Annotated in this window: 15 protein-coding genes; 7 read left to right on the top strand and 8 right to left on the bottom strand. The window is 67.4% G+C overall.

The window, feature by feature from the left end; translation table 11 throughout:
- Positions 1 to 23: 23 nt before the first annotated feature.
- The gene (locus tag L8F97_RS06585; RefSeq protein ID WP_242147743.1) at positions 24 to 242 is read left to right on the top strand and encodes a hypothetical protein; all 219 of its coding nucleotides are present in this window, start codon (positions 24 to 26) and stop codon (positions 240 to 242) included.
- A 164-nt stretch (positions 243 to 406) separates the two neighbouring features.
- Here the strand turns inward: L8F97_RS06585 and L8F97_RS06580 are convergent, their stop codons facing one another.
- Genes L8F97_RS06580 through L8F97_RS06570 form a run of 3 tightly spaced genes read right to left on the bottom strand, consistent with a single transcriptional unit; the run spans position 407 to position 2890 of the window.
- Positions 407 to 1378 (bottom strand): quinone oxidoreductase family protein, encoded by a 972-nt coding sequence (locus L8F97_RS06580; protein WP_242147741.1) that lies wholly within the window; start codon positions 1376 to 1378, stop codon positions 407 to 409.
- A gap of 11 nt (positions 1379 to 1389) precedes the next feature.
- Positions 1390 to 1983 carry a nucleotidyltransferase family protein gene (locus tag L8F97_RS06575; protein ID WP_242147739.1) on the bottom strand — a complete coding sequence of 198 codons (594 nt, stop codon included), beginning with the start codon at positions 1981 to 1983 and terminating at the stop codon, positions 1390 to 1392.
- Positions 1970 to 2890, bottom strand: a complete 921-nt coding sequence (locus L8F97_RS06570; protein WP_242147737.1) for an XdhC family protein — start codon at positions 2888 to 2890, stop codon at positions 1970 to 1972. Before L8F97_RS06570 ends, L8F97_RS06575 begins: the two co-directional genes overlap by 14 nt.
- 161 nt (positions 2891 to 3051) lie before the next feature.
- Between L8F97_RS06570 and L8F97_RS06565 the strand changes: the two genes are divergently transcribed.
- Together L8F97_RS06565 and L8F97_RS06560 are read left to right on the top strand one after the other, a co-directional pair.
- A complete protein-coding gene (locus tag L8F97_RS06565) occupies positions 3052 to 4113 on the top strand; it encodes a glycerophosphodiester phosphodiesterase (protein WP_409929018.1) in 1062 nt (353 codons plus the stop codon).
- Positions 4114 to 4121: 8 nt separating this feature from the next.
- Positions 4122 to 4367: a hypothetical protein gene (locus L8F97_RS06560; RefSeq protein WP_242147733.1), complete on the top strand. Its 246-nt coding sequence runs from the start codon at positions 4122 to 4124 to the stop codon at positions 4365 to 4367.
- A 164-nt stretch (positions 4368 to 4531) separates the two neighbouring features.
- On the opposite strand, the gene L8F97_RS06555 is transcribed toward L8F97_RS06560, so the two are convergent.
- Positions 4532 to 5254, bottom strand: a complete 723-nt coding sequence (locus L8F97_RS06555) for an esterase/lipase family protein (protein ID WP_242147731.1) — start codon at positions 5252 to 5254, stop codon at positions 4532 to 4534.
- Positions 5239 to 5871 (bottom strand): TIGR02117 family protein, encoded by a 633-nt coding sequence (locus L8F97_RS06550; RefSeq protein ID WP_242147729.1) that lies wholly within the window; start codon positions 5869 to 5871, stop codon positions 5239 to 5241. Before L8F97_RS06550 ends, L8F97_RS06555 begins: the two co-directional genes overlap by 16 nt.
- A gap of 74 nt (positions 5872 to 5945) precedes the next feature.
- On the opposite strand from L8F97_RS06550, the gene phhA reads away from it, so the two are divergent.
- A complete protein-coding gene (gene phhA / locus L8F97_RS06545) occupies positions 5946 to 6815 on the top strand; it encodes a phenylalanine 4-monooxygenase (protein WP_242147727.1) in 870 nt (289 codons plus the stop codon).
- Positions 6816 to 6911: 96 nt separating this feature from the next.
- On the opposite strand, the gene L8F97_RS06540 is transcribed toward phhA, so the two are convergent.
- The 3 genes from L8F97_RS06540 to L8F97_RS06530 form a co-directional block, all read right to left on the bottom strand.
- Positions 6912 to 7901: a 50S ribosomal protein L11 methyltransferase gene (locus L8F97_RS06540; RefSeq protein ID WP_242147725.1), complete on the bottom strand. Its 990-nt coding sequence runs from the start codon at positions 7899 to 7901 to the stop codon at positions 6912 to 6914.
- A complete protein-coding gene (locus L8F97_RS06535; protein ID WP_242147723.1) occupies positions 7891 to 8589 on the bottom strand; it encodes an SDR family NAD(P)-dependent oxidoreductase in 699 nt (232 codons plus the stop codon). The genes L8F97_RS06540 and L8F97_RS06535 overlap by 11 nt, the downstream gene beginning before the upstream one ends.
- A 133-nt stretch (positions 8590 to 8722) precedes the next feature.
- Positions 8723 to 10066, bottom strand: a complete 1344-nt coding sequence (locus tag L8F97_RS06530) for a methyl-accepting chemotaxis protein (RefSeq protein ID WP_242148274.1) — start codon at positions 10064 to 10066, stop codon at positions 8723 to 8725.
- A 230-nt stretch (positions 10067 to 10296) separates the two neighbouring features.
- On the opposite strand from L8F97_RS06530, the gene sdhC reads away from it, so the two are divergent.
- Genes sdhC through sdhA form a run of 3 tightly spaced genes read left to right on the top strand, consistent with a single transcriptional unit; the run spans position 10297 to position 12898 of the window.
- The gene (sdhC, locus tag L8F97_RS06525) at positions 10297 to 10707 is read left to right on the top strand and encodes a succinate dehydrogenase, cytochrome b556 subunit (RefSeq protein WP_277924783.1); all 411 of its coding nucleotides are present in this window, start codon (positions 10297 to 10299) and stop codon (positions 10705 to 10707) included.
- Positions 10707 to 11096: a succinate dehydrogenase, hydrophobic membrane anchor protein gene (sdhD, locus tag L8F97_RS06520; protein ID WP_242147719.1), complete on the top strand. Its 390-nt coding sequence runs from the start codon at positions 10707 to 10709 to the stop codon at positions 11094 to 11096. The genes sdhC and sdhD overlap by 1 nt, the downstream gene beginning before the upstream one ends.
- Positions 11096 to 12898 carry a succinate dehydrogenase flavoprotein subunit gene (gene sdhA / locus L8F97_RS06515; protein WP_242147716.1) on the top strand — a complete coding sequence of 601 codons (1803 nt, stop codon included), beginning with the start codon at positions 11096 to 11098 and terminating at the stop codon, positions 12896 to 12898. The genes sdhD and sdhA overlap by 1 nt, the downstream gene beginning before the upstream one ends.
- Positions 12899 to 12932 lie beyond the last annotated feature (34 nt).

Below are 12932 nucleotides of genomic sequence, written 5' to 3'. Positions count from 1 at the left end.
TGCCAACGATGGGAGAAACGTCCATGAAGAAGTTCGTCACGATGTCGCTGATCGCCGTCGCTGTTCTGGGCGCAGCTGCTTGCTCGCCGAAGGCCGACACCACCAACGACACCATGGTCACCAACGACACCGTCGTTGAAGATTCGAACATGACCACTGTCGACGATTCGAACATGATGGATTCGAACATGATGGGCTCCAACGCGATGGATTCCAACGCGACGATGTCGAACGCGATGTAATCGTTTGTGGCCGGCGCGGCCTTTCGCCGCACCGGCCACAGCGCTATATTGACGTATGCCCGTTGCGACGGGATGAGTCGTTCCGGGTGCTCCCTGGACAGAACCTCAGGGTCCGGCGTGTTGCCGGGCCCTTTTTTATGCGCATTCGACTCCGGCCACCATCCTCACGGCAGCAGCACGGTCGATCCCTGCGTCTTGCCGGCCTCCAGCGCACGGTGCGCGTCGGCGACGTTCTCCAGCGCGAAGGTCTGGCCTATGGTGGCGGCGATCGCGCCTCGCGACAGCATCTCAAACACGCGCGCGATGCCGGCGCGGCGTTCCTCGGGCGTCACGTAGTAGTCGAACAGGGTTGGGCGCGTGACGAACAGCGAACCGCTGCGCGCGAGCAGGCCGAGGTTGACCCCGTCCACCGCGCCGCTCGCGTTGCCGTAGCTGACCACCAGCCCGCGCCGCGTCGTTGCCGCCAAAGATGCCGGCCACGTCGCCTTGCCGACGCCATCGAACGTCACCGCCACCCCGTCCGGCACAATCGCGCGCACCGCCTCGGCGGTATCGACCTCGCGGTAGCGGATGACGTGGTCGGCGCCGGCGGCCTTGGCAGTGGCGACTTTCTCCTGCGTGCCGACCGTGGCGATCACGGTCGCGCCGATCGCCTTCAACCAGCCGCACAGCAACTGCCCGACCCCGCCGGCGCCGGCATGGACCAACACCGTCTGGCCGGCCTGAACCCGTGCGCAGCGTTCGACGAGGAACTCGGTGGTGGCACCTTTCAGCATCAGCGCGGCGGCGGTGCGGTCGTCGATGTGCGTCGGCAGCTTGAACAGATCGCGCGCCGGCAGGTTGCGGGCGGTGGCATAGGCGCCGCGCGTCGGGCCGAAGGTGGCGACGCGGTCGCCGGGTGCGAAATCCGTCACGTCCGCACCGACTGCCTCGATGACGCCCGCCGCCTCGGTGCCAAGGCCGCTCGGCATGTCGATCGGGTACAGCCCGCCGCGATGATAGGTGTCGATGAAGTTCAGCCCGACCGCGGTGTTGCGCATCCGCACCTCGCCGGCAGCGGGTTCTGCCAGCGTGACGTCGCGCCACTGGATCACCTCGGGGCCGCCGGTGCGCTCGATATATGCGGTACGGGCCATGGTTCGTCCTCCTAGCGGGTTTTGTGATGCAGGGCGGCAAGGTCCGCCTCGGTATCGATATCGATGAGCTCGTCGGCACGCGTTACGATGTGCCGACCGGCGCGGATCAGGTCGCGCGCGCCCTGGTCGCCGCTCAGGCTCGCAAGCGTGTCGAAATGGGCTGCGCTGAACAGAGCGGGCGGGGACGGTCGCACGCCATCACTCGACGCGACGACCATGTTCGCGTTATCGCTCGCGTCGAACAACCGTTGAATATGCGCGGTCGTCACGCACGGCATGTCGGCGAGTGCGATCAGCACCGCATCGCAACCGTGCGATCGCGCCGCCGCGACGCCGAGCGCGACCGAGGTAGATGCGCCCTCAGCCGCGCGTGCGTTGAACAGCATTTCGAAGCCGTGCGCCGCATAGTCCAGTGCGGTACCGCCGCACACGGCTATGCGTGCGGCAAAGGGCAGGGGCGCCAGCGTGGTGGCAACGTGTAGCCCGAGCGGCCGACCGAACAGGTCGGCGGCAAGCTTGTCGGCCGCCCCGAACCGCGACGAGCGGCCGGCGGCGAGCAGCACCAGCGCGGTGCGCTCTGGCGTCAGCCGGTCACCGTCTGTCATTGAAGGCGGCAACCATCGCGGCGGCGATCGACAGCGCGATCTCGGCCGGGCCGATCGCGCCGATGTCAAGCCCGACCGGTCCGTCGATCCGGTCGAGGTCGGCCGCCTCCACGCCCGCCGCCGCCAGCCGTTCGCGCCGGGCGGCGTGGCTGCGCCGCGAGCCGAGCGCGCCGACATAGCAGGTCGGTCGGGCGAGCGCGGCGGTCAGCGCGGGGTCGTCGATCTTGGTGTCGTGGCTGAGCGTCACCACAGCGGTCGACGGGCCGGGGCCGAGTGCCTCGATCGCCTCGTCCGGCCAGCGGTCGTCCAGTGTCACGCCGGGGAAGCGTTCGGCGGTGAGGAAGCGCGCACGCGGGTCGATCACGGTGGCGGCAATGCCGAGTTCGCGCGCGAGCCCGGCAAGCGCCTGCGCGATCTGCACCGCGCCGACGATCAGCAGCCGGCGCGGCGGATCGTAGCGGTTGACGAAGGCCGCGCCCTCCAGCGTGCGCAGGCTGGACTGGCCGGTGTCGAGATCGGTCGACACGGCGAGCGCATCGCCGGCATCGCGCGCCTCGGCGATGCGGTCGAACAGTTCGGGATCGAACCCCTCGGCGCCGACCGGTTGCACCATCACCGCGATCTGCCCGCCGCACGGCAAGCCGACTTCCCACGCGGCATCGTCCGCCACGCCATATTCCTTCAGCGCGAACGGTGCGCCGGCGATCACCTCGGCGGCGGTGGCGAGGATGTCGCTTTCCACGCAACCCCCCGACACCGACCCCTCGAACCGGCCGTCGGCGTGAACCAGCATGTGGCTGCCGCGCGGGCGCGGTGCCGAGCCCCAGGTCGAGACCACGGTTGCGAGCGCCATCGGCGCACCTTTCCACTGCGTGGCGGCGGCGAGGACGGAGTCGTTATCGGCCATGCGCATGGCTCCGGCGGCTGGCGGTCGCGTTGATCTTCAAGCTGTCATGATCCTGTTGCATGGCGCGGACGCGCATGGAGCGCACCGCCTTGATGGGGACAACGCCTGTGATGATGATGGTTTCCGGCCTCGCGCCGCGCACGACACGCTTTTCGTGGCGGATGGTCGCGACTGCGGTCGCGTTGCTGCTGGCGCCGGTCACGGCGCGCGCGCAGACCGCGACGGTGCCGCGCCTCGATCCCAACGCGCCGCTGATCCTAATCGGCCACCGTGGTGCGAGCGGATACCGTCCCGAACACACGCTCGCCTCCTACGAACTGGCGATCGAACAGGGCGCCGATTTCATCGAGCCCGATCTGGTGCTGACCAAGGATGACGTGTTCGTCGCGCGGCACGAGAACGACATCACCGGCACGACCGACGTCGCCATGCACCCGGAGTTCGCCGCCCGCAAAACCACCAAGACCATCGACGGCGAAAGCCACACCGGCTGGTTCACCGAGGATTTCACGCTGGCCGAGCTGAAGACGCTCCGGGCCAGGGAGCGCCTGCCGCAGCTTCGACCCGGCAATGCCGAATATGACGGCCAGTTCCAGGTGCCGACGCTCGACGAGATCATCGCGCTCGCCAAGCGGCGGACGAAGGAATTGCACCGCAGGATCGGCATCTATCCCGAAACCAAGCATCCGAGCTATTTCGCCTCGATCGGGCTGCCGATGGACGACAAGCTGGTCGCACAGTTGAAGAAGGCGGGATGGAGCAAGCCGACCGACCCGGTGTTCATCCAGTCGTTCGAAGTGAACAACCTCAAGCATATCCACACGCTCACCGGGATCCGCCTGATCCAGCTGATGGATGCGCGCGGCGGTCCCGCTGACAAGGCGGCGCCCTCTTATGCGGCGATGGCGACACCTGACGGGCTGAAGCAGATCGCAACCTATGCCTATGGCATCGGCCCGGGCCTCGACATGATCCAGCACGGTGACGATTCGCCTTCCACGCTGGTGGCGGACGCACACGCTGCAGGCTTGCGGCTGCACCCCTGGACGTTCCGTGCGGAGAATTATTTCCTGATCCCCAGCTTTCGCACCGGCGCCACGCCAGCCACGCATGGCCGTCTTTCCGACGAAATTCAGCACTATATCAAACTGGGCATCGACGGCTTCTTCACCGACTTCCCCGATATCGGGGCATCGGCGCGACGGGCCGCCGCCGGGGAGTAAGTTTGGTCATGCGTAAGCTGTTGGTGTGTGTGTCTCTGGTTCCTCTCCTGGCGGGCGGCTGTGTCAGCACGGTCGCGCATGTCGTAACCGCGCCGGTGCGGATCACGTCCAAAGCGGTCGACTGGACAACCACCAGCCAATCGGAAGCGGATCGCAACTACGGCCGCAAGATGCGCAAGCAGGAGGCGAAGGAGGGCCGCGAACGCCGCCGCGAAGCCAACGAATGCCGCCGCCAACACGGGCAGAATTGCTGATCGGCTGTCAGGCTGGGGGCGCAGCGCCCGCAGCCTGAGAACGGCTGGCCGTTGACGCGCCCCGGTCACATCAGCGTGAACACGTAGACGCTATGCAGCACCGCTGCGTCGAGCTTCTCACGCATATCGGTGTCGGCGCGCGTCATCTCGCAGGCGAGCGGCGGCTACGTCCCGGCGAGTATGCCCGCCACCGCCAGCATTACTTCGGCGCGCCATTGCACGCCGAGGTGGCTGCTGCGCACCTCGATCGAGCGTGAGCCGGGCGCGTGGCAGATCTCGCCCGCGACCAGCCCGTCGCTGCGGCTCCAGATCGCGGTTTCCGGTACCGGCAACGGGGTGGCGGCAAGCGCCGCCTGCGCGACGACATGTTCGTCGTCGAGCCGGTCGCCGGTGAAAAACTCGAACTGCCGCCACACGTTGGTCGCCCGCGCGGAACCGGCGTAAGGCGAACTGATCGTGACCACCTCGCGCACCAGATCGGGGGCGCGGTGGGCGGCGATCCGCGCCATGATACCCCCCAGGCTAACGCCGATCAGCGTCACCGGCGCGCCCGTCTCGGTGTGAAGTGCGGCGATCCGCTCCATCAGCACCTCGCCCTCGCGCCCGATCGCCTTCGTGCCGAGGTTGCGGCCCAGCCCCCAGCCGTCCACGCGGTAGCCGAGCGTGCGCAGGAATCGTTGCAGCAGCGCATTGGAACGATCGGTGTTGACGAGGCCGGGCAGGATCATCACCGGCCGCCTGTCACCGCGCGGCGCCGTCTTCAGTCGGGTGCGCGCAGCGAGCAGTTCGGCCAGCCCGAACAGCCCGCGCGGCACTTCGGTGGCGTACAGAAACCGGGAGGGGGGCGGGAGCGCCGCTAGATCTTGAACCGCTAAATCTTGAACCATTGCATGACCGATGCCGCAAACGGCGTCCATGCACCAACGCGGACACCCGCATATCTTAACGCATCGCCAGTCCATGTGTTGCAGGTGCGGATCGCACTGTAGTGGCCGCGCCCGTCGTAGAAGGCGTCGGCGGTGAAGTAGCCGGGGCGATGCCAGCCGCTCTGGCCGAAGCTCGCGCGGATGAACTGCGCGAGTCGGCGGTATTCCTCGGGCCGCAAGATGATGACGCGGTTGTGCGCATCCGGCGCGGGGAAGGGCAGGTGGTCGACATGCATCACCGTCCGGTCGCTGCCGATCGCGGCGGCGAACACCGTGCCCGGCCGAACGTCCGCCCAGGTCGGCGTTTCCAGATAGAAGCCGCGCTCGCCCCAGCCGATCTCCACCGCCGGATAGCCGGCGTAGCGCGGATCGCGCAGGTGTTCGGGCCGCAGCAGTCCACGCCAGTCCACCCCTGCGGCGACCACCGGCACGATCAGCCCGGTGTGCACGCCGTTGCTCGACACCGCGATGCGGATGCCGTCTGCCGGCGCGCGCCAGCCGGCGTTGCTGGGGATCGCACCGCCGATCAGCCCGGCGGCGACATATCCGGCGATCAGCGCGACCACGCCGATCGCCACATTTCGTATCAAACGCCACCATTTTCGCGTCACGCTGCTTTCCCCTCCGCCGTCCCGCGTGTTACGATCTTTTCATGACCACCGATACGCTCCCCACGCACCCGCCCGAGGGCGCCGCCGCCGACTGGACCGTGCCGCAGAACTGGGATCGTTACACGCCGGAAGAACATGGCGTGTGGGACACGCTGTTCGCCCGGCAGGCGGCGCTGCTGCCCGGCCGCGCGTCGGATGCGTACCTGCGCGGGCTGGATGTGCTGAAACTGTCTAAACCCGGCATTCCAGATTTCGCGGAGCTGTCGGACCGGCTGATGGGGCTGACCGGCTGGCAGGTCGTCGCGGTGCCGGGACTGGTCCCGGACGACGTGTTCTTCGATCACATGGCAAACCGCCGCTTCGTCGCGGGCAGCTTCATCCGCCGCGCCGACCAGCTCGATTATCTTCAGGAACCGGACGTGTTCCACGACGTGTTCGGCCATGTGCCGATGCTCGCCGATCCCGTGTTTGCGGATTACCTCGAGGCGTATGGCAAGGGCGGGCAGCGTGCGGTCGGGCTGGACGCACTCAAATACCTCGCGAGACTCTACTGGTATACGGTCGAGTTCGGGCTGGTGGCGGAGCCGGAGGGATTGCGGATCTACGGCGCGGGGATCGTGTCGAGCTTCTCGGAAAGCCGGTTCGCGCTGGAGGATGCCAGTCCCAACCGCATCGCCTTTGACCTCGAACGCGTGATGCGGACCGAGTACCGAATCGACGATTTTCAGCAGAATTACTTCGTCATCCCCAGTTTCGAGGAGCTGCTGAGCGCGACCACGCAGATCGACTTCGCGCCGCTGTATCGGACGGTGCGGCGCCAGAGTGACCTCGCGCCCGGCGAGGTGCTGCCCGACGACGTCGTGGTGACGCGTGGTACGCAGGATTATGCGCGGGGCAAGGCGCTGGCCTGAGCCGCGCCGGTCGCCTGACCGGCGAAGCGCTGCGTCACAGCGACCTTGCAGCGGGATCTCGGCCTGCGGCGGGAAGCGGGGGCGAGAGTTAAAGCCTCACCAGCTGCCGAACCCCGGTGCATCGTTGGCGCCGCCCGGCCCGAGCCGTGTCACCCGCGCCGCGCCGTAGCGCGCGCGTTTGCGCAAGACCAACGTCGGCCAGTCGCCGATCGCGTTGGCGGAGACCGGCATCAGCCCCTGCCGGCGGTAAGCGGCGGTGACGGGCGCGGCCTGCCAGTCGAGCAGCCCGGCCACGACCAGCGTGCCGCCCTCGACCAGCGCCATCGCGATCGTCGGGGCCAGCCCGATCAGCGGTCCGGCAAGGATGTTGGCGATGATCAGGTCGTACGGCGCGCGGCCGATCAGCAGCGGATGCTCCAGCCCCGGCGCGGTGGCGAGCGCGAGCGCGCCGGGCCCGCTGCCGAGCGCCACGCCGTTGACGTGCGCATTCTCCTTGCTGATCGCCACCGCCGCCGCATCGATATCCGAGGCGGTGGCGTAGGCACGCGGCCACAGATGCAGTGCCGCAAAGGCGAGCAGTCCGGTGCCGGTGCCGATATCGAGCACGTTGCGGAAGCGTTTGCCTGCCACCTTCATCGCATCGAGCGCGAGCAGGCAGCCGGTGGTGGTCTGATGGTGACCGGTGCCGAACGCACGGCTGGCCTCGATCTGGAACGCGCGCGCGCCGTCGGGCACCGCGCCCTTGTTCGCGCTGGTGTGGACATAGAAACGCGCCGCCTGCACCGGCTCGATCCCCGCCTGGCTGAGCGTGATCCAGTCCTCGTCGGGCACGCGCTCCGCCTTGGCCTTCACGCCTTGCGAACTCGGCGCGAGCGCGCGCACCGCCGCGATCACCGCGCGGCCGGGCTTGCCGCTGAAGAACGCATCCAGCCGCCAGCTCGTCGGATCGTCCTCGATTTCCTCGCTGGTCAGGATCACGGGCGAGGGGTCGAACCCGGCCAAGCCTTCCCCCATGTCGATCGCCTCCGCCTCGTCGCGGGTGCACGGGATCGACAGCTTCCAGCTTTCGGTCGGATCAACGGACATAGCTGGCCCCGTTCACGTCGACCACCGCGCCGGTCATCGACGGCGGTGCCTCCAGCGCCAGGAACTTCACCGTCGTCGCCACCTCTTCGGGCGCGGCAACGCGGCCGAGCGGAATATCGGCGAGCAGCTTGTCGCCGCCGCGACTGGCGAGATAGTCCTCCGCCATGCCGGTCATGGTGAAGCCGGGGCACACCGCGAAGGCGAGGATGCCAGCACCCGCATACCCCCTAGCGATCGTCTTGGTCATCGCCACCATGCCCGCCTTGGACGCGGCATAATGCCAGTGCGCCGGGCTGTCGCCGCGATAGGCAGCGCGGCTGGCGACGTTGACGATGCGGCCCGGACGCCCGCGTGCCTGCCAGTGCAGCACCGCCAGCCGGCACAGTTCGGCCGAGGCGGTAAGGTTGACGCGCATCGTGCGCTCCCACTGCGCCACCCATTCGTCACCGTCGAGCGGACTGGCCTCGAACACGCCGGCGTTGTTGACGAGCACATCGATCGTGCCGAGCTGCGCGACCGCCGTATCCCATAGCGCCTGCGGCGCGGCGGGGTCGGCGAAATCCGCAGCGATCGTGCCGTTACCGCCGCGCGTCGCCTGCTTGGCGAGGGTGACGTCGGGCAGGTCGAGCGCGGTGACGATCGCCGCGCCGATGCCGCGCGACGATCCGGTCAGGAGGATGTTGGTCATGCGGCTTTTTAGAGCCGAATTGCGCCGAGTCGAGAGTGCGCGCCGCCCGTTCGGTCGCGGGCGGGGTTCGAACCCAGCCAGTGGAAGTCGGTAACGGCCCACCCCGGCTTCGCGCCGGGACGGGCTGCAATCGTCAGGCGGCGACGCGCGCCACGAAATCGGCGGCGCTGCTCTTGAGCGTGCCGAGCTTGCCCTCCAGCGTATCGAATCCGCGCCCGACCTGGTCGATGTCGGAGGCGACGTTCTCGGTATCCTCGCGGATGGTTGCGATGGTGTGCGACATCGAATCGGCGGCGAGCGCGGTTTCGTCGACGGCGGCGGTGATCGCGGTGACGGTCTGCGCCTGTGCCTCCATCGCGTAGCGGATGCGGTTGGCGCTTTCCTGCACTTCCGCCACGGTCGCTTTGATGCCGGCGTTGGTGTCGACGGTCGAGCGCGTCGCGGATTGAATCGCGGCGATCTTGGCGGCGATGTCGTCGGTCGCGCGCGCGGTCTGGCTGGCGAGCGATTTCACTTCCTGCGCCACCACCGCGAAGCCACGCCCGGCGTCGCCCGCGCGCGCGGCCTCGATCGTGGCGTTGAGCGCGAGCAGGTTGGTCTGCCCGGCGATGTCGCGGATCAGGCCGAGAATCGATTCGATCGACTTGGCATGATCCGACAGCGTTTCCGACATGCCGACCGCCTGGCTGGCCTGGCCGGACGCGCGCGTTGCGATTTCGGCGGCGGCTTCCACTTCGGTGCGGGCATCCTCGATCGCGCGGATCAGCCCGGCGGCGGTCTGCGCCGCCTCGCGCATCGCCATCGCCGATTGTTCGGCGGCGGCGGCGACTTCGCTAGTCTTGCCGAGCATCCCGCGCGTCGAGGCGGAGGTCCGCACCGAATGCGCGCGCAGCGTCACGCTGTCCTCGGTTGCACCCTCCACGGCGCGGGCAATGCCTTCGCGGAACTGCGTCGCGAGTCGTTCGCGGGCGTTCAGCAAGGCGTGTTCCTCGTAGCTGCGGTACAGCGACGCGGTAACGTCGCATTCCAGCGCGGAGAGCCGCAACAGCGCATCGACCATCGCCGGCAGTCGAGCGTCGCCGGATTCCAGCCGCTTCAGCAGCACCGACATCGCCACTCGATCGCTCGCGCAGATCATCGCGCGCAATTCCATCGGCGCGACATCGCCCTTCGCCGCGGTAGCGACCGAGCGTTCGATCGACTCGATCCACGCCCGGCCCACGGGATCGCAGAACCGGTTGCGCAGGAAGGTGCAGCCGATATCGATCATCTTTTCGGTTTCGCTACGGTCCCAGGCGCGGCTGTCGGGGAAGCAGCGCAGCCATTGTGCCCAATACGCCTCGGAAATCACCCGCACGTCGGGCTCCAGGACGTCCCATACCGCGCGGCAGGTCGCCAGCATCGTCGCGTCCATGTCAAACGCGCGCAGCCGTGCGCCGATATCGAACCCTGCTGCGAGGGTGCCGGGGGCGGGCAGGTCTTCAAGGTTCAAGCGGAGGACTCCGGTTGGTGCAACGGCTGCCCGTCGGGTGACGGGTGCTGCTGCCGGTCCTAAGCATGGCTGGTTAAGAGCGGGTTAGGGCGCCGCGTCATCCGGCGATTTCCTGTCGGCGGGCGCCGGGTGCAACTTCATATTGCGTCGCAGCGCTTGCATCGTGCCCCATGGGGACTAATACGACGCCGATAGCCCGCAAGAGGATTTCCGTCTTGGCCAGCCAACGACCCGCCGCACGTCCGTTAAGTCCGCATCTCAGCATCTGGAAATGGGGGCCGCATATGACGGTCTCGATTCTCCATCGCGTGACCGGCAGCGGCATGGCGACGGTCGGCTCGGTGCTGCTGGTCTGGTGGCTCGCTGCCATCGCAGGGGGTGCGAAGAGCTATGCGCTGTTCCACTTCGTGTTCGGCGAAGCGCTGGGCGGCGCGCTCGGCTACATCTTCGGTGTCGGCCTGACGCTGTCGTTCTTCCAGCATCTGGCAAGCGGCGTGCGCCACTTCATCCTCGATACGGGTGCGGGGTACGAGTTGAAGGGCAACAAGCGCGGCGCGCTGGCCACGTTCGTCTTCTCGATCCTCGCCACGATCATCTTCTGGGCATTCATGTTGGGGGCCAAATAATGGGTCGCGGGACTGAACTCGGTCGCGTTCGCGGCCTCGGCAGCGCCAAGCACGGCGCGCACCATTGGTGGAATCAGCGCCTGACGGCGGCGTCCAACCTGTTTCTGATGATCTGGTTCGTCATCGCCATCGCGCGACTGCCGGGCTATGATTACGCAACGGTTCGGCCTTGGCTGTCTTCGGCATGGGTTGCCGTGCCGATGGTCCTCCTTGTCATGTCGGTGTTCTGGCACTTCCGGCTGGGACTTCAGGTCGTGATCGAGGATTACGGCCATGCCGAGACGCGCGTCGCGCTGATGTTCGCGCTCAACTTCTTCGTGGTCGTGACCGCCGCGATCGCAATCTTCTCGATCCTCAAGATCGCCTTTACCGCCGGGATGCCGCTCTGATGGCCGAAGCCTATAAGATCATCGATCACACCTATGACGCGATTGTCGTCGGCGCGGGCGGCTCCGGCCTGCGCGCCACGATGGGCATCGCCGAGACCGGTCTGAAGACCGCGTGCATCACCAAGGTGTTCCCCACGCGCAGCCACACCGTCGCCGCGCAGGGCGGCATCGCCGCATCCTTGGGCAACAACACGCCCGACCACTGGTCGTGGCACATGTACGATACCGTCAAGGGCTCCGACTGGCTCGGTGACCAGGACGCGATCGAGTACATGGTGCGCGAGGCGCCCGCCGCCGTCTACGAGCTGGAGCACGCCGGCGTGCCGTTCAGCCGCAACGACAACGGCACGATCTACCAGCGCCCGTTCGGCGGTCACATGCAGAACATGGGCGACGGCCCGCCGGTGCAGCGCACCTGCGCCGCCGCCGATCGGACCGGCCACGCCATGCTCCACGCGCTCTACCAGCAGAGCCTGAAGTATGACGCGGACTTCTACATCGAATATTTCGCGCTCGATCTCATCATGGAGAACGGCGCCTGCCGCGGCGTGATCGCGCTGTGCATGGAGACCGGTGCGATCCACCGTTTCCGTGCGCACAGCGTCGTGCTGGCGACCGGTGGCTATGGCCGCACGTATTTCTCCGCGACCTCGGCGCACACCTGCACCGGCGACGGCAACGCGATGGTGCTGCGTGCCGGCCTACCGCTGCAGGACATGGAGTTCGTCCAGTTTCACCCGACCGGCATCTACGGCGCGGGCGTGCTCATCACCGAGGGCGCGCGCGGCGAGGGCGGTTACCTCACCAACTCCGAGGGCGAGCGCTTCATGGAGCGTTATGCGCCGTCTGCGAAGGATCTCGCCTCGCGCGACGTCGTTTCCCGCTCGATGGCGCTGGAAATGCGCGAAGGGCGCGGTGTCGGCGAGCACAAGGATCATATCTTCCTGCACCTCGACCATATCGATCCCAAGGTGCTGGCTGAGCGTCTGCCCGGCATCACCGAGACCGGCAAGATCTTCGCCAACGTCGATCTTACCCGCCAGCCGCTGCCGGTCACGCCGACGGTGCATTACAACATGGGCGGCATCCCCACGAACTATCACGGTGAAGTCGTCCACCTGCGCGACGGCAACCCGGATGCGGTCGTCCCCGGCCTGTTCGCGGTGGGCGAGGCGGCGTGCGTCTCGGTGCATGGCGCCAACCGGCTCGGCTCGAACTCGCTGATCGATCTGGTGGTGTTCGGCCGCGCTACCGGCCTGCGCCTCAAAGAGACGCTCAAGCCCAACACTGCGCACAACCCGCTGCCCAAGGGTTCGGAGGAGATGGCGCTGACCCGGCTCGACCGGTTCCGCAACGCCAACGGCAGCATCCCGACCGCGAAGATCCGCACCGAGATGCAGCGTACCATGCAGAAGCATTGCGCGGTGTTCCGCGACAACGCGCTGCTCGGCGAAGGCCAGCAGAAGATCGCGCAGATCTACGGGCAGATGCAGGACGTCCACGTCACCGATCGCTCGCTGATCTGGAACACCGATCTGGTCGAGACGCTCGAGCTCGACAACCTGGTCGCCCAGGCGGTGGTGACGATGGAAAGCGCCGCCAACCGCAAGGAATCGCGCGGCGCGCACGTCAACGAGGATTACCCGGACCGCAACGACGCGGAGTGGATGAAGCACACCACCGCGACGTTCGCAGGCTGGGGCGGTACCGGTGGCAAGGTCGAGATCGGCTACCGCCCGGTCCACGACTACACGCTGACGGATGACGCCGAGTATATCAAACCGAAGAAGCGGGTGTACTAAGGCACGCCGCGCAAGCCCGAGCAAAGCTCGGGCG

Source organism: Sphingomonas sp. BAUL-RG-20F-R05-02, assembly GCF_022662305.1.
Lineage (GTDB): Bacteria > Pseudomonadota > Alphaproteobacteria > Sphingomonadales > Sphingomonadaceae > Sphingomonas.
Note: the sequence above shows the minus strand (reverse complement) of the source record. Positions and strands in the feature narration are given on the sequence as shown.